The sequence below is a fragment of the Alcaligenes sp. SDU_A2 genome, assembly GCF_038237375.1.
Lineage (GTDB): Bacteria > Pseudomonadota > Gammaproteobacteria > Burkholderiales > Burkholderiaceae_B > Alcaligenes.
This window is the reverse complement of sequence record NZ_CP151273.1, coordinates 368,778-383,054: the sequence shown is the minus strand read 5'-3', so window position 1 is coordinate 383,054 and position 14,277 is coordinate 368,778. Positions and strand designations below refer to the sequence as shown.

Sequence of the window (14,277 nt, the reverse complement as noted above, 5' to 3'; positions counted from 1 at the left end):
TGTCAGACAGAGAGCCGTTTGAACGCCTCCTGAAGGCGGTCAAATTCGAGGTTGAAGTCCAAGTTGCGACGTTGCGACGTCATTGCAGCCATCAGGCTGCTGCCCTGCTCGTGTGGACGTATCCAAACCCACACTCGACGGTCCCGTATGTAAAACATCGAAAACACGCCGATGATAAGAAACAGACAACCCAGGTACACGGTGTACATGCCGGGGCTGCGCGCCACCTGGAAGACACTGGCCTGCACTTGTTCAAAACTATCCAGCGTCAGCATGACCGGCGCGGGATAATCGGGAAGATTAGCAAACGCCAGCACAGCGGATTGAATCCAGCGGTTGGCTTCGTTGTTTTCCTGGCTGTAATCCAGCGGTGGCAGGCCCTGCTTCTGACGGACCAGATCGCGCAATTCGGTCAGCGTCAGCTGAATCATGGGCACGGCAAAGCTAAGAATGCGTTCGCGCTCGGCCTCGGGCACACGACCAATAATGCCGTCAAAACCCGCACGCGTAAAGGCCTGCAACGAGGTGCGGGACGCCGCCAGCATCAGGTCTTTTTGCTCGGGGGAACTGGAATTTCGCTGCGCAAAACGCTCGGCGGCCTGCTCGACCAGGGCGGGGTCCTGGGTGGCGGCGCGTACATCCATGAACTCTTTGAGCGAGCGGTTTTCGTCGGCGGGCAGACGCACATAGCGAAAGGGCTCGGCCGTAGAATTGCGCATGCCGGCCAGAAACACCAATGTGCCATCCAGCTCCACAGGCATCATGTAATTGACGAATTCGCGCGCCTGACCCTGTTCGTCGATAATGCGATAGTTGACGCTGGGACCGACGTTTTTCAGATGTTCGTTCTTGTTGTTGGCCGCGCTGCCGGTAACGGCCGCCACGTGCTCGATCATGGCCTTGGGCTGGGGGTCGCCTTCGGTCAGGTTTTCGACGTTGATCGGGCGCAATTCGGTTAGCTGCACCGTCATGGGCTGGGCGGCGGGGTTTTCCTGGGCTGTAATGACCGCGCTTTCGCCCACCGTGCCCTTGAGCTGAAACGTCTTGCTGCTGGCACCGACCAGGGGGTAGCCTTCCAAGGTGAGGCGGCTGCCGCCATCGTCAAAACCGGACTGATAGACCGTCACGCCTTTGTAACGCAAGGGTTCGTTGACTTCGATGGTGCGCTCGAAACTTTCGCCGGTTGCCGGGTCGGTGACTTCGACTTCGCTTTTGAAGCTGCTGGGCATGCCGGTGGAATAGTATTCAACCAGAAAACGCTTGAGCTCCAACGCAAAAGGCAAAGGCTGAACCAGCACGCCTTCGCCGGAATTGATGACGGCCGATGCGGTACGCGCCCCTTCGGGGACCAGCATATTGGCTCGGAAGCTGGGGTTGCCCAAGGCCATACGACCCGAATCGGGGACCTGGGAAATCAGCATGTTTTCGGTAATGGGTTCCTTGCCGCCCAGCCAGACCTGCAAGCGCACCGGCAGTTCGCTGTCCAGCAGGCCGCCCACACAGATGACCACAATCGCCAGGTGGGCAAAAATATACCCCAGCTTGTTTGCGCTGCCCTTTTTGGCCGCCAGCATCATGCTGCCGTCGTCATCGCGGCGCACTTTGACCGCATACCCTTGCGACTGCAACCAGCCTTGCGCTTGTTCGCGACTATGTTCGGGCGAACCGGCGCTGTTCAATTCCACGCGATGCGGAAACGCCTTCAGGCTGCCGCCGCGCACATGCTCTTTGAAGGCCCGCATGTCGCGGATCATTTTGGGCGCGTTGCGCAAAACACACAAGGTGGTCGAAACCACCAAAAAAGCCATGATGACCAGGAACCAGGGACTGTTGTAGACCGACCAGATGGAAAAGTGATCGAACAGCTCGAACCAGTAAGGACCGAATTGATCGATATACGTGTTAGCCGGCTGATTCTGGGCCAGTACCGTACCGATCAGGCTGGCGACGCAGATGAACATGAGCAGGCTGATGGCAAAACGCATCGAGCCCAGCAATTCGAAAAAATCGGCAGCAAAACGGCGCACGGGAGATACTTTTTTCACAAACGTCTATCTTAAGAAGTGGGCTGATTGACCTGGGACATCCTGACGTTGGATGCACGCTTAGGGAAAAAGTTCCCCACATGACAAAAGAGAAACGCACGCGCCCAGTGCAGAACCGGGAGACGGGCGTGCCGCCCCGGCCATGTGGCAACGGCTTGCTCCGGAAAACGGTAGCAAGCCGCAAAAAGGCCACAAAAAGAGGGGGACCGTCGGTCCCCCTTGGAGTGATTAGCGCAGGCCCGCTGCGAAATCAGCCACCGCCGAGATATCCGAGTCGGACATGCGGTCGGCAATGTCGTGCATCATGGGGCCGTTGGCGCGATCGCCACTGCGGAACAGCTTGAGCTGGTCGGCAATGTAGGAAGCGTGCTGACCGGCCAGACGCGGAAACTGGCCAGGCATGCCGGCACCGTCAGGCGAGTGGCAAGCGGCACAGGCTGCAACACCACGCTCGGGCAGGCCGCCGCGCCAGATTTTCTGACCGCGTTCCATGGTGTCTTCCTTGCTGGCGGTAGCTGCCTTGTCCCAATCCACAGACTGCGTGGACAGGTAGAAAGCGACATCGCGCATTTCATCTTCGGTCATGCCCGCAGCAATGGCGGTCATCAGGGTGTTGGCACCGTCCGGACCACGACGGATAGGCGTGGATTTTTCATCCTTGGCGCGAAAATCGTGCAGCTGCTTGACGAGATACTCGTAAGGCTGGTGCGCCAGCGATGGATTCGCCGGAATAGTGCTGTTGCCCGCATCCCCGTGACAGGCCACACAGGCCAGCACGCCGCGCGACATCTCACCATTGAGGTAGAGTTGCTCGCCCTTGGCGGCATCGGGTTTAGGCAGACCAGCTGCATTCGCTACGTTAGCGGTAAAAACCACAGAGCAAGCCATGGTCAGGCTGCTTGCGACAACGATTCGGGAAAGCGTACGCTTCATTAGGACCTCGACAATCGCGATTCAATCGGGGTGCCGCATGCGCCCCGCAAAACCCGCCGTAAACCGTTGGTAACTGACCGGGGGAACACGACGTTACTGTTTCAAATCGACAGATTATACAATAGGCGCTGAACCAATATGGAAATACGCTGCAACCATGTCGATACTGCACCGCGCCCAATTCACGATTTCAGCTGCTCAGATCGAACAGCTGCCGCCTGCCGGCCCACCCGAGGTCTGTTTCGTGGGGCGCTCCAATGCGGGCAAATCATCCGCGATCAATGTGTTGGCCAACCAACGAAAACTGGCTTTTTCCAGTAAAACGCCCGGACGGACACGCCTGATCAATATGTTCGGCATCCCCGATCCGCTCTCGCCGGGCGACTATCTGGGCCATCTGGTGGACTTGCCCGGGTACGGCTATGCCGCCGTGGCTCGTCACGAAAAGCAGGACTGGGCCGAGATCCTGGGCGACTACCTGGCAACGCGACCTTCGATTGCCGGCATTGTGCTGTTAATCGATATCCGGCGTGGCGTCACCGAACTGGACCATCGCCTGGCACAATGGATCGCCCCAACCGGTAAACCCGTGCTTGCTTTGCTGACCAAGGCCGACAAGCTCCCCTATGGTCGGCGCATCAAGGCCGTGGCTGAAGTACGCCGCCAGCTCAAGGAAATCGGCGCGCTGCAGGCCCTGCCCTTTTCGTCCACCGATCGGATCGGCCTGCTTGAAGCGACCGAACACATCGAAAACTGGATTTCTCCAAAGGTTGTTCCATGACCCGTTTTCTCCCCCCTGCCGACTTTCCCAACACCCGCCTGCGCCGTAACCGGCGCGACGAATTTTCGCGCCGTCTGGTACGCGAAAACCGCCTGTCCACAGACGACCTGATCTATCCGGTTTTCGTGCGCGAAGGCCAGAAAGTGCAGGAACAAGTCGGCTCCATGCCCGGCGTCATGCGCTATTCCCCGGACGAGCTCATGCGCGTGGCCGAACGCTGCCTGGAACTGGGCATTCCCGTGCTGTCCTTGTTCCCCTCCATCGATCCATCCCTGAAAACCCCCGACGGCGCAGAGGCCGCCAACCCGGACGGCCTGATTCCGCGCGTGGTGGGCATGCTCAAGCAGCAGTTCCCCGAACTGGGCGTGCTGACCGATGTGGCCCTGGACCCTTATACCAGCCACGGCCAGGACGGCATTCTGGACGAACACGGCCATATCCTGAACGAAGCGACGGTTGCCATGCTGATCCGCCAGGCACTGTCACAGGCTCAATGCGGCGTGGACATCGTAGCTCCCAGCGACATGATGGACGGGCGTATCGGTTCCATACGCGCCGCCCTGGACCTGGATCAACACATCCATACCCGCATCATGGCCTATTCGGCCAAGTACGCCAGCGCCTTCTACGGCCCGTTCCGCGACGCCGTCGGCTCAGCCGCCAATCTGGGGCGCTCCAACAAGAACACCTACCAGATGGACCCGGCCAATCGCAACGAAGCCCTGCGCGAAGTAGCGGCCGACATACGCGAAGGCGCAGACATGGTCATGGTCAAGCCAGGTCTGCCGTATCTGGACATCCTGCGCGATGTCAAAGACGCCTTTGGCATGCCTACCTACGCCTACCAGGTCAGCGGCGAGTACGCGATGATCAAGGCGGCCGCCCAGAATGGCTGGCTCGACCACGACAAAGTGATGATGGAATCCCTGCTGGCCTTCAAACGTGCCGGCGGCGATGGCATTCTGACCTATTTCGCCATTGAAGCGGCCACGCTGCTGCGCGAACAAAACGCCTGATTCATATCAAACGGACAACAAAAAACGCAGCTCCAGGGCTGCGTTTTTTGTTGCTTGCACGCTACTTGCCGCCTAACCGCCGGCCAGCACCTGGTCCAGTTCCTGCCCAAAACGCTGCGCATCCTGAAAACCGATGACCCGGTGCGCATCCAGATACTGCCCTTTGGCATCAAAAAACAAAATGCCCGGAGGCCCAAACAGACGGAAATGCTTGAGCAATTCCCGGTCGTCGGCATTATTGGCCGTGACATCGGCCTGCAACAGCTCGAACTGCGCCATGCGCTGTGCCACCGCCGGATCGCTGAACGTGAAATTTTCCATCTCGATGCACGACACGCACCAGTCGGCATAGAAATCCAACATGACAGGCCGGGTCGTCTGCGCCAGACGCTGCTCCAGCTCGGCCAAGGTCTTGACGCGCTGGAACTGCACCTTGGCAGCAACAGGAGTCCCTGCACCGACGGATTGCAGACCGTGCAAGGGACGGATCACGCTGGGGCGATCCAACGCCACGCTGACCAGCATCAAGGCCGCCCAGCCGGCCAGCAAGACGCCCAGGCCCTGCCGCAGTGCCGACCAGGGCGTGGCCGGCGCTGCGCCCCGCCCAAATGCCCCCAACAAAGCCGCCGACCACAGCGCCAGCACAATCCAGCCCAGCACTGCGATGGCCGACGGCATCAGGGGCGACACCATCCACCACGCCGTGGCAAACAGCAGCACGCCAAAAGCCGTCTTGACGCTATTCATCCACGCGCCAGCCTTGGGCAGCAAACGTCCCGACCCGGCTCCCACTACCAGCAGCAGCACGCCCGACCCCCAAGCCAAGGCAAACAAAGCCGAACCACCCAACACCACATCGCCCGTCTGGGAGATAAACAAAAGCACGCCGGCCAAAGGAGCGGCCACGCAAGGGCCGACGATCAGGGCGGACACCATGCCCATCACGAACACGCCGCCAAAACGTCCGCCCGGCAATCGGTTGACAGCCTCGTTCAAGCGGCTTTGCAGACCGGATGGAGCCTGGAATGTAAAGACATCCATCATGGACAGGGCCAACAGCACCAGAATGACCGCAAACACCCCCAACACCCAGGGGGTTTGCAACCAGGCCGCCAGACCCGCGCCGACCAAACCAGCCGCCACGCCCAGCAGCGTATAGACCAGCGACAAGCCCAGCACAAAGGCCAGCGCCATTGCCAAGCCATGCCAGCGCGACGGCGTCGTGTCGCCGCGTCCGGCAATGATGGACAAGAGAATGGGCACCATGGGCAATACGCAGGGCGTAAAGGACAAGAGCAGCCCGAACACAAAGCTGAGCAGCACCACCTGCCCCCAACCGGCCTGCTTCAAGTAGTCGGCCAGCCCGACATCATTCAGGCTAAGCGCAGACGCCACGCCACTGGCCGACGGCTGCGCGTTTGCGGCGGATGACGCGGCGGCAGTCGAATCGGATGGCTGACCCGGCGCCGGCACGCTGAGCACCCCATATGGACCTGCTACCTCGTACCCTTGGGCGGTGGGAATCAAGGTCAGGGTCTGGGTCGACGGCGAATAGCACAGACCGGCATCCGCACAGCCCTGACTGATGACATCGATCTTCAGCTCGTTAAGGGTGGCGCTGTCGGCCAGCACAGGCACGCGCACCGTGACAGACTGGCGATAGACCTCCATGACTTCGTCGAAATTGGGGTCGTAGATCTTCTCGCCGTCCGGCAATTGAGGCGTGCCCAGATGGGCAGGATCTGCGCTGGAAAACTCGAAGCGCTTGCGGTACATGTAGTAGTCCGGCGCTATCTGGAAATGCACATCCAGTTGATCCGGTGCGCTCATGGCGGCGCTCAGCACAAACGCCTGTTCGGGGTCCAAAAACTCTTCTTCGGCCCTTGCCTGGGTAGACCAGACCGCCAGCCAGCCAGCCAGCACGAACAGCAATATGGAAAGCAAAACGCCAAAGCGCGGCGCGGGGGAATGACGACGGTTCTGGTTCAGCAACAACGACACGAATCGATCCCGGATCTTGAGTGCATGAAAACCTGGATCAGCCGGCGCAAGTCTGCGCACGCACCCAATCCAGATATGCAGTGAAACCACCAACTACCGGAAGAACAATCAACTCCGGCAAATCGTAAGGATGCTGAGCACGCAGACGATCGGCCAATTCCGGAAGCCGGGCGACAGTGGTCTTGAAGGTCAGGGTGATTTCTTCGTCACCCTGCAGCTCTCCTTGCCACATGTACATAGACAGACCAAGCGGCGCAAGGTTCGCGCAAGCGACAATTCCGTCTTCGACCAGTTGATGGGCCAGGTACTTGGCCAGCATCAGATCCGGCACGGTCGTTTGCGCCAGCACCACATGCTGGGGCTCCAGCCCGGGAAGATCGAGAGATAAAGCCGGCTTAGGAGCCGGAGCGGGGATATCGGACATGAACGCTCCTGAACAAGAACCCCTAGTGTAGCCGCTGCGGCACATCTCAACCGTGCGGAACGGCCCCGCCACGACCAGTCAGAGTGTCAGAAGGACGCTCACCAAAACAACGCCGGTAATCGGCCGAAAACTGCCCCAGATGCGTAAAACCACAGGCCAGTGCCACATCGGTCACCGATGCGCCGCCCCGCAGCAACTGGTCGCGGGCGGCCTCCAGGCGCATCTGCTTGAACCGCGCCATCGGGGAGACGCCCAGACGTTCCCGAAAACCGGCATACAAGCTGCGCGCACTGACGCCAGCGGCCTGCGCAATCTCGCCAATGCCGATGGCCTGGCCCACATTGTTTTCCATAAATTCCAAGGCACGCCGCAGCACATGCGGCAAGGCCGCCTGAACCCGCTGCCTGGGCTGATTATGCACATGCAGCTCGAATAAAGCATAGGCCAGCGTCTGCTCGAACTGCCGGACCTGCCGCGGCTGATCGAACAAGGCCCCTTCGGACACTTCGGCAAACTGCCAGTCCAGCAAGCGCCGCAGACTGGCACCGGCAGGCTCATCCAAGGCAATGGACGGCTGAAACTCCAGCGTGCCGCGCGGGGCCTGCTCGAAATACTCCCGATAATGACGCTCCAGGCCTTGGCGGCTAAAACGCACGAATAACTTATCGGCCTCCAGACTGTGCTCCATGGAAAACACCTGGGTCGGACTGATGATGGAGGCCAGACGCGATGTGGATGCAAAGCGACCATGTGAGGTCTGTATCTGCTCGTGGCCACGCACGGGAATCTGCAACAGATAAAAGTCATCCAACGGCTGTGGATCGATCCGCACCTGCGCGCCATAGCGCAAGCGGCCATACGCCACATCCTTGCCAAGGCGCAGAAACAAGCGTGCATCCAGACCTTGCCGACCGTCAGCCAATGTCAGCGTATGGGGGCAAAATAGTTGAGAGATATGTCGCTGAACGCATCCCACATCCTGCGAATGCAGCTGGGCATAGCGGTGCAGTAAAGTGGTCATGAGGGAAACGCGGGCGGAAAAAAGGCCGTGCCGCATCTTGGCACAGCCTTGCACAGCGCAACATCGATACTATCCCTAGGCCGCCGACAAGGCAGACACCCGCCATCGATCTGCCTACTGATCCTGAAATCGGCCGAAACGCCCTTGCCAGTACAGCAACGGAGAGTCCTGCGCCTGCTCAGCATGATGTACCTGCAGCACCCTGCCCAGCACCAGCGCATGGCTGTGGCGTTCCACAATATGCACGATACGGCAGGCCAGCGCCGCCGGTGCCTGGCGGGCCAGCCAAATACCGTGCTCGGTACGCAACCAATCGTGGCCAACATAACGGTCCTCGCCCTGTTCGCCTTTGAAACCGGCAAACTGTTGCGCCAGACCGGCCTGCTGCACGCCCAATATATTGACGCCGAACAAGCCACTGTCGCGCATCAAGGGCCAGGACGAGGAACCCTGATTAACGCACACCAGCACTTCGGCCGGGTCCGCCGCCACCGATGTCACCGATGTGGCGGTCAGGCCACTGCGCTGTCCTTGGTGCTCGACGGTAATGACATTGGCCGTGCCGCCCAGATGGCGCATGGCCTGCTTGAATTGCGCCGAGGATACGGCAGGAAGGTCCGACAAGGCCGGAACCTGCAAAGATGGGGCCAATTCAACCGACATATTTCACCTTATCTGTTGTGCATGAGCGCGCCTGCGCCCCGAACCAGGCGCAGATCAGCCGCAAGACAGACACGCTTGGATACCCGCAATCCGGTTCGGCAAAACCATGTCGACAGACATGGACACAATCGCGCGCTCAGCGAATACCGCGCTGCTGCAGCAAGGGCAGCACAGTATCACGGAAATACGGGAACTCCTGAACATAGTCGACAAAGGACAAGGTTGTTCCCCTAAAGCCCGCTGCATGCAAGGCGCACAGACCATCGGCCACTTGTTCAGGCGTGCCGACCAACGGAAAGCCGCCATGACCGGCAGCCATGCGCTCGCGGATCTGCGCCAACAATTCGTGCGGGAACGAATGCGCATGCGCAAATTGCAGACGCATCAGATTGTCCACAGCGCCATTGTCGATATGGCCCATGATGCGCGCCCACTCGGCCTTGGCTTGGGCTTCGGTAGGACGGCACACCACGTGCGAGAAGGTCATCACATCCACCTTGCGACCCTGCGCTTGACCTTGTGCCTTGAGGTCGGCCACTTCTTTCTTGGAACGATCCAGCTCCATCGCCGGCGTGAACAAGAAATTGGCATTGCGGCTGGCAAACTCACGGCCCTGTCCGGAACCGGCCGCATTAAAGATAGGCGGATCATATTCTGGTCGCGGATTGCCGTACACGCCTTTGGCCTGGAAATACGTGCCATCCCAGTCAAAACGGCCATCATGGTGCCAGATCTTCTTGATCAAATCGAACCATTCCTGGGCATAGCCGTACCGGGTCTCGTGATCGTCGGGCAGTGTGACACCCAAGGCATCGTATTCAGGCTTGTTCCAACCGGCCACGATATTCAGACCTACCCGGTTACCGCTGATTTGCGCCATGGTGGCAATCTGCTTGGCCAGCACGACAGGATGGTTAGCAACCGTATGCACTGTCGCAAACACGCTGATATTGCGGGTATTGGCCAGCAAGGCCGTCGCCCAGGTGACCGTTTCCAGCACGTAGCCGTGAAAGTCGGTTTCGCCGCCGTAACCAATCCAGCGGGCGATAGGCAGCATGAAATCGATGCCTGCATCATCGAGCAATTTACCCAGCTTCAGATTGTTTTCCCATGTAGCCTGCCAGCGATCCGACAAGGTGGATACCGTCATGCCGCCACCACAGTTGGTGGCAAACGTGCCCAGCAGAAACTTGTCGTGTGTCAGCAATGTATTCTGTGCCATCGCCCGTCTCCTGAAATTATCGTTCTTGCGGCCCGTCACCATAACGAGTCCGGTTAACGCAAATTTTAGAGAGCGGTCCGGGCGGCCACTATCGGAAAACTGCCGGTTTTATCACTTATCTGCAATTATTTGAACATTAAAGTGACGCAACCTATAAAACCCGAACAAAACCCTTATACAACAAAGCATTACCAGAATATTTAAAATGGATTTTTGCAAAAACAGGCCATGCCTTCGCTCCTCAAGCTGGGCTAGGGACTCAGGCCGGGACTTAGCTTGTCGCCTGACCCCATGGGGTGACATGCAATTAAATTTTGTATTGGCGCTGGCTTTAAGACTCAGGGATCGAGTATTAACGCGAAGAACCTGAACTGGTGACAAGATAGAATGCGAGACGGCAACGCCGCGACAGACGGAATAAAGTCAGCGACTCAGCCAGGTGTCATAAGAAAAGCGGACGCAGAGGCAGGGACAGAGGCAATAGCCCAGCTTGAAGCCATTCCCGCAAAGAGCCTACTGCCTGCTATTGCAAATGCCATAGGCATAAAAAAACGGACTCTTGAGAGTCCGTTTTAATACCACTATAGAAACAAGCTGCGCTTATTCAGCGGCGGCTTCTTCCTGTTCTTCTGTGCGGTCGACCAGCTCCATGAATGCCATGGGAGCGTTGTCGCCCTGACGGAAACCCATTTTCAGAATACGGGTGTAACCACCGTTACGCTCCTGAACGCGGGGGCCGATGACGTCGAACAGCTTGGTGACGGCGTCGCGGTCGCGCAGACGGGCAAAAGCCAGACGGCGATTGGCAACAGTTGGGTTTTTAGCCAGAGTGATCAGGGGCTCGACCACGCGGCGCAGCTCTTTGGCCTTGGGCAGCGTGGTTTTGATGGCTTCGTGGGTCAGCAGGGAAACGGACATGTTGCGGAACATGGCCAGACGGTGGCTGCTGGTACGATTCAGTTTACGAAGACCGTGACGGTGACGCATGATGATTTTTCCTAATGTATGAATCTAATTAGCGCGCCGCACACGCAGCGCGCGATAATCCGGTTCTTCTATCAGCCAGGCTGCGGACCGGATGGACAACACAAAACAATAGCACATTTTAATCGTCCGTTCGCATTCTTTTCGCAACGCCTGTCGGGGTAAGCCGGCAGATCTGTCTTGAAAAGAGCACGAACGGATTCAAACGTGCTCGTCCTGCTTAACGGCTACTGCTTAAGGACGTTCCAGACCCAGTGGTGGCCAGTTCTCGAGCTTCATGCCCAGAGTCAAGCCACGTGCGGCCAAGACTTCCTTGATTTCGTTCAGGGACTTGCGACCCAGGTTCGGAGTCTTGAGCAGTTCGTTTTCGGTACGCTGGATCAGATCGCCGATGTAGTAGATATTTTCGGCTTTCAGGCAGTTTGCGGAACGAACCGTCAGTTCCAGATCGTCGACAGGACGCAGCAACACAGGATCGATCTGTGGAGCACCACGCACTGGGGCTTCGTAGGCATCGCCCACGCCTTCCAGGGCAGCAAACACGGAGATCTGGTCCATCAGGATGCGAGCGGACTGGCGCACGGCTTCCTCGGGCGAAATCACGCCGTTGGTTTCGATGTCCAGAACCAGCTTGTCCAGGTCGGTACGCTGTTCCACACGGGCGTTTTCGACCGCGTAGCTGACACGACGCACAGGGCTGTAGGAAGCATCCAGAACGATACGACCAATGGTGTGGGTACGATCGTCGGCCAGGGCGCGCACGTTGCCGGGCACATAACCACGACCTTGTTCAACCTTGATCTGCATTTCCAGCTTGCCGTCGTCGGTCAGCGTGGCGATGACATGATTGGGGTTGATGATCTCGACATCGTGCGGCAGCTCGATATCGCTGGCCAGAACCTGGCCGGCACCTTCCTTGCGCAGGATCAGGGTGACTTCTTCGCGGCTGTGCAGCTTGAAGACCACGCCCTTGAGGTTGAGCAAAATGTCCACCACGTCTTCGCCCACGCCTGGCAGGGTGGAGTACTCGTGCACCACGCCGGTGATCTGCACTTCGGTGGGTGCATAGCCGGTCATGGAGGACAGCAGAATACGGCGCAGTGCGTTGCCCAGAGTGTGGCCGTAGCCGCGCTCGAAAGGCTCCATGATCACCTTGGCGTGATTCTTGCTGATCGGTTCAACTTCGATGGAACGGGGTTTCAAAAAACCTTGAGACATTCGATTTCCTTTTCAATACCCTCGGCTCGTTACACCGATAAGGCTGACGGAAACTGGCCTGAGCCAGCGAGATGCATCGCAAAGCCCACTTGCCGAAAAAAATCGGGAAGTGGGCTTGCTTTGCTGAACTGTTGAAGCTGTTCGCGAAAAGATTAACGCGAGTACAGCTCGACAACCAGCGATTCGTTGACGTCGTGAGCGACATCAGCGCGGTCTGGAGCCTGTTTGAACACGCCGGACAGCTTGGCGACGTCCACTTCGACCCACTGTGGCAGACCATTGCCGGTAGCCAGATCCAGGGATTCCTTGATACGGCCCTGGGATTTGGCTTTTTCGCGGACGGAGACGACGTCGCCGGCCTTGATCAGCATGGAAGCGATGTCAGCGGTGTGACCGTTGACTTCGATGGCACGGTGGTTCACCAACTGGCGGGCCTCTGCACGCGTGGAGCCGAAGCCCATGCGGTAGACGACGTTATCCAGGCGGGATTCCAGCAGCTGAATCAGCGTTTCACCGGTGTTGCCACGGCGGCGGTCGGCTTCGACGTAGTATTTGCGGAACTGTTTTTCCAGCACGCCGTACATACGCTTGAGCTTTTGCTTTTCGCGCAGCTGCAGACCGAAGTCAGAGGTACGGGCACCGGAGGTGCGGCCGTGCTGACCAGGACGCGATTCCAGCTTGCACTTGGAATCGAGCGAGCGGCGGGCGCTCTTCAGAAACAGATCGGTACCCTCGCGGCGCGAGAGTTTGCATTTTGGTCCAATATAACGAGCCACGTAGCTTCCCCTTAGATGCGACGACGCTTGGGCGGACGGCAGCCGTTATGTGGAATCGGCGTGATGTCTGAAATGCTGGTGATCTTGATACCCAGAGCATTCAGAGCGCGCACCGACGATTCACGGCCTGGGCCGGGGCCCTTAATGCGAACTTCAAGATTTTTAATGCCGTATTCCATGGCAGTGCGGCCAGCTGTTTCAGCGGCAACCTGCGCGGCAAACGGCGTGGATTTACGAGAGCCTTTAAAGCCCGCGCCACCCGACGTCGCCCAGGACAACGCATTGCCCTGACGGTCAGTAATGGTGATGATCGTGTTGTTAAAAGAAGCGTGGACGTGAGCAATCCCGTCCGACACGCTTTTTTTGACTTTCTTGCGTGCGCGTGAAGCGCTGCTAGAAGCTTTGGCCATCTTCTATTCCTCGATTATTTCTTCAGGGACGCGGCGGCGCGACGCGGACCTTTACGGGTGCGAGCGTTAGTGCGTGTACGTTGGCCGCGCACTGGCAGACCGCGGCGATGACGCATGCCACGGTAAGTTCCCAAGTCAGCCAAACGCTTGATCGAGAGCTGGACTTCACGACGCAGGTCACCTTCTACGGTGAACAGGCCGATCTGTTCGCGAATGCGCTCGAGTTCCGCGTCGGTCAGATCTTTGACTTTCTTGGAGTATTCAATGCCCGACGCTTCGCAAATTTTGCGCGCGCGGGTGCGACCGATGCCGAAAATCGCGGTAAGACCGATTTCGGCGTGTTGATGCGGCGGGATGTTAATGCCGGCAATACGGGCCATGGTTATTCCTTGTTAAATCGGTTGCGTTTCGGCAAATTAGCCTTGACGCTGCTTATGACGTGGATCGGTGCAGATGACACGCACCACGCCATGACGTTTAATGATTTTGCAGTTGCGGCAGATCCGCTTTACCGATGCCATTACCTTCATGGTTTGACTCCTAGGTTTCCTGTAACCGGCCGCTTATTTGGAGCGGAACACAATTCGTGCGCGGGATAGATCATAGGGCGTGAGCTCCACAGTGACCTTGTCGCCCGGCAGAATCCGGATATAGTGCATACGCATCTTGCCTGAAATGTATCCGAGCACTACGTGACCATTTTCCAGCTTGACGCGAAAAGTTGCGTTGGGCAGATTTTCGAGGACCTGCCCCTGCATTTGAATGACGTCGTCCTTTGCCATT

The 14,277-nt window shown here is 58.3% G+C and carries 16 protein-coding genes; 2 read left to right on the top strand and 14 right to left on the bottom strand.

What is annotated here, in order from left to right; all coding sequences use genetic code 11:
- Positions 1 to 2: 2 nt before the first annotated feature.
- Both AADW57_RS01765 and AADW57_RS01760 read right to left on the bottom strand, forming a co-directional pair.
- On the bottom strand, positions 3 to 1,985 hold the full coding sequence (locus AADW57_RS01765; protein WP_445819193.1) for a cytochrome c biogenesis protein ResB: 1,983 nt from the start codon (positions 1,983 to 1,985) through the stop codon (positions 3 to 5).
- 288 nt (positions 1,986 to 2,273) lie between these two features.
- The gene (locus AADW57_RS01760) at positions 2,274 to 2,978 is read right to left on the bottom strand and encodes a c-type cytochrome (protein ID WP_341668338.1); all 705 of its coding nucleotides are present in this window, start codon (positions 2,976 to 2,978) and stop codon (positions 2,274 to 2,276) included.
- 157 nt (positions 2,979 to 3,135) lie between these two features.
- Between AADW57_RS01760 and yihA the strand changes: the two genes are divergently transcribed.
- Both yihA and hemB read left to right on the top strand, forming a co-directional pair.
- On the top strand, positions 3,136 to 3,759 hold the full coding sequence (gene yihA, locus AADW57_RS01755) for a ribosome biogenesis GTP-binding protein YihA/YsxC (protein ID WP_341668337.1): 624 nt from the start codon (positions 3,136 to 3,138) through the stop codon (positions 3,757 to 3,759).
- A complete protein-coding gene (gene hemB, locus AADW57_RS01750) occupies positions 3,756 to 4,775 on the top strand; it encodes a porphobilinogen synthase (RefSeq protein ID WP_341668336.1) in 1,020 nt (339 codons plus the stop codon). Before yihA ends, hemB begins: the two co-directional genes overlap by 4 nt.
- Before the next feature lie 72 nt (positions 4,776 to 4,847).
- Here the strand turns inward: hemB and dsbD are convergent, their stop codons facing one another.
- The 12 genes from dsbD to infA form a co-directional block, all read right to left on the bottom strand.
- Positions 4,848 to 6,719 (bottom strand): protein-disulfide reductase DsbD, encoded by a 1,872-nt coding sequence (dsbD, locus tag AADW57_RS01745; RefSeq protein WP_445819192.1) that lies wholly within the window; start codon positions 6,717 to 6,719, stop codon positions 4,848 to 4,850.
- Between the two features lie 94 nt (positions 6,720 to 6,813).
- Entirely contained in the window at positions 6,814 to 7,200 is a 387-nt protein-coding gene (gene cutA / locus AADW57_RS01740) for a divalent-cation tolerance protein CutA (RefSeq protein ID WP_341668334.1), read from the bottom strand.
- 46 nt (positions 7,201 to 7,246) lie between these two features.
- Complete coding sequence (locus AADW57_RS01735; RefSeq protein WP_341668333.1) at positions 7,247 to 8,221, bottom strand: AraC family transcriptional regulator; 975 nt, start codon at positions 8,219 to 8,221, stop codon at positions 7,247 to 7,249.
- A gap of 114 nt (positions 8,222 to 8,335) precedes the next feature.
- Entirely contained in the window at positions 8,336 to 8,884 is a 549-nt protein-coding gene (locus AADW57_RS01730) for a flavin reductase family protein (protein WP_341668332.1), read from the bottom strand.
- Between the two features lie 136 nt (positions 8,885 to 9,020).
- A complete protein-coding gene (locus tag AADW57_RS01725; protein ID WP_341668331.1) occupies positions 9,021 to 10,106 on the bottom strand; it encodes an LLM class flavin-dependent oxidoreductase in 1,086 nt (361 codons plus the stop codon).
- A gap of 600 nt (positions 10,107 to 10,706) precedes the next feature.
- Positions 10,707 to 11,093 carry a 50S ribosomal protein L17 gene (gene rplQ / locus AADW57_RS01720; protein WP_341668330.1) on the bottom strand — a complete coding sequence of 129 codons (387 nt, stop codon included), beginning with the start codon at positions 11,091 to 11,093 and terminating at the stop codon, positions 10,707 to 10,709.
- Positions 11,094 to 11,324: 231 nt separating this feature from the next.
- Complete coding sequence (locus AADW57_RS01715; protein WP_341668329.1) at positions 11,325 to 12,308, bottom strand: DNA-directed RNA polymerase subunit alpha; 984 nt, start codon at positions 12,306 to 12,308, stop codon at positions 11,325 to 11,327.
- A gap of 152 nt (positions 12,309 to 12,460) precedes the next feature.
- Positions 12,461 to 13,084 carry a 30S ribosomal protein S4 gene (rpsD, locus tag AADW57_RS01710; RefSeq protein WP_341668328.1) on the bottom strand — a complete coding sequence of 208 codons (624 nt, stop codon included), beginning with the start codon at positions 13,082 to 13,084 and terminating at the stop codon, positions 12,461 to 12,463.
- 11 nt (positions 13,085 to 13,095) lie between these two features.
- Positions 13,096 to 13,494, bottom strand: a complete 399-nt coding sequence (gene rpsK / locus AADW57_RS01705) for a 30S ribosomal protein S11 (RefSeq protein WP_341668327.1) — start codon at positions 13,492 to 13,494, stop codon at positions 13,096 to 13,098.
- A 14-nt stretch (positions 13,495 to 13,508) separates the two neighbouring features.
- The gene (rpsM, locus tag AADW57_RS01700; RefSeq protein ID WP_003805346.1) at positions 13,509 to 13,874 is read right to left on the bottom strand and encodes a 30S ribosomal protein S13; all 366 of its coding nucleotides are present in this window, start codon (positions 13,872 to 13,874) and stop codon (positions 13,509 to 13,511) included.
- Positions 13,875 to 13,910: 36 nt separating this feature from the next.
- The gene (gene rpmJ, locus AADW57_RS01695; protein WP_003805360.1) at positions 13,911 to 14,024 is read right to left on the bottom strand and encodes a 50S ribosomal protein L36; all 114 of its coding nucleotides are present in this window, start codon (positions 14,022 to 14,024) and stop codon (positions 13,911 to 13,913) included.
- Between the two features lie 33 nt (positions 14,025 to 14,057).
- Positions 14,058 to 14,276 carry a translation initiation factor IF-1 gene (infA, locus tag AADW57_RS01690; protein ID WP_003805361.1) on the bottom strand — a complete coding sequence of 73 codons (219 nt, stop codon included), beginning with the start codon at positions 14,274 to 14,276 and terminating at the stop codon, positions 14,058 to 14,060.
- Position 14,277: the final 1 nt, after the last annotated feature.

What these genes read in the sequence shown, in the direction of transcription:
- AADW57_RS01765 (WP_445819193.1), bottom strand. Translation starts at nt 1,985, where the DNA reads ATGCGTTTTGCCATCAGCCTGCTCATGTTCATCTGCGTCGCCAGCCTG.
- AADW57_RS01760 (WP_341668338.1), bottom strand. Translation starts at nt 2,978, where the DNA reads ATGAAGCGTACGCTTTCCCGAATCGTTGTCGCAAGCAGCCTGACCATG.
- yihA (WP_341668337.1), top strand. Translation starts at nt 3,136, where the DNA reads ATGTCGATACTGCACCGCGCCCAATTCACGATTTCAGCTGCTCAGATC.
- hemB (WP_341668336.1), top strand. Translation starts at nt 3,756, where the DNA reads ATGACCCGTTTTCTCCCCCCTGCCGACTTTCCCAACACCCGCCTGCGC.
- cutA (WP_341668334.1), bottom strand. Translation starts at nt 7,200, where the DNA reads ATGTCCGATATCCCCGCTCCGGCTCCTAAGCCGGCTTTATCTCTCGAT.
- AADW57_RS01735 (WP_341668333.1), bottom strand. Translation starts at nt 8,221, where the DNA reads ATGACCACTTTACTGCACCGCTATGCCCAGCTGCATTCGCAGGATGTG.
- AADW57_RS01730 (WP_341668332.1), bottom strand. Translation starts at nt 8,884, where the DNA reads ATGTCGGTTGAATTGGCCCCATCTTTGCAGGTTCCGGCCTTGTCGGAC.
- AADW57_RS01725 (WP_341668331.1), bottom strand. Translation starts at nt 10,106, where the DNA reads ATGGCACAGAATACATTGCTGACACACGACAAGTTTCTGCTGGGCACG.
- rplQ (WP_341668330.1), bottom strand. Translation starts at nt 11,093, where the DNA reads ATGCGTCACCGTCACGGTCTTCGTAAACTGAATCGTACCAGCAGCCAC.
- AADW57_RS01715 (WP_341668329.1), bottom strand. Translation starts at nt 12,308, where the DNA reads ATGTCTCAAGGTTTTTTGAAACCCCGTTCCATCGAAGTTGAACCGATC.
- rpsK (WP_341668327.1), bottom strand. Translation starts at nt 13,494, where the DNA reads ATGGCCAAAGCTTCTAGCAGCGCTTCACGCGCACGCAAGAAAGTCAAA.
- rpsM (WP_003805346.1), bottom strand. Translation starts at nt 13,874, where the DNA reads ATGGCCCGTATTGCCGGCATTAACATCCCGCCGCATCAACACGCCGAA.
- rpmJ (WP_003805360.1), bottom strand. Translation starts at nt 14,024, where the DNA reads ATGAAGGTAATGGCATCGGTAAAGCGGATCTGCCGCAACTGCAAAATC.
- infA (WP_003805361.1), bottom strand. Translation starts at nt 14,276, where the DNA reads ATGGCAAAGGACGACGTCATTCAAATGCAGGGGCAGGTCCTCGAAAAT.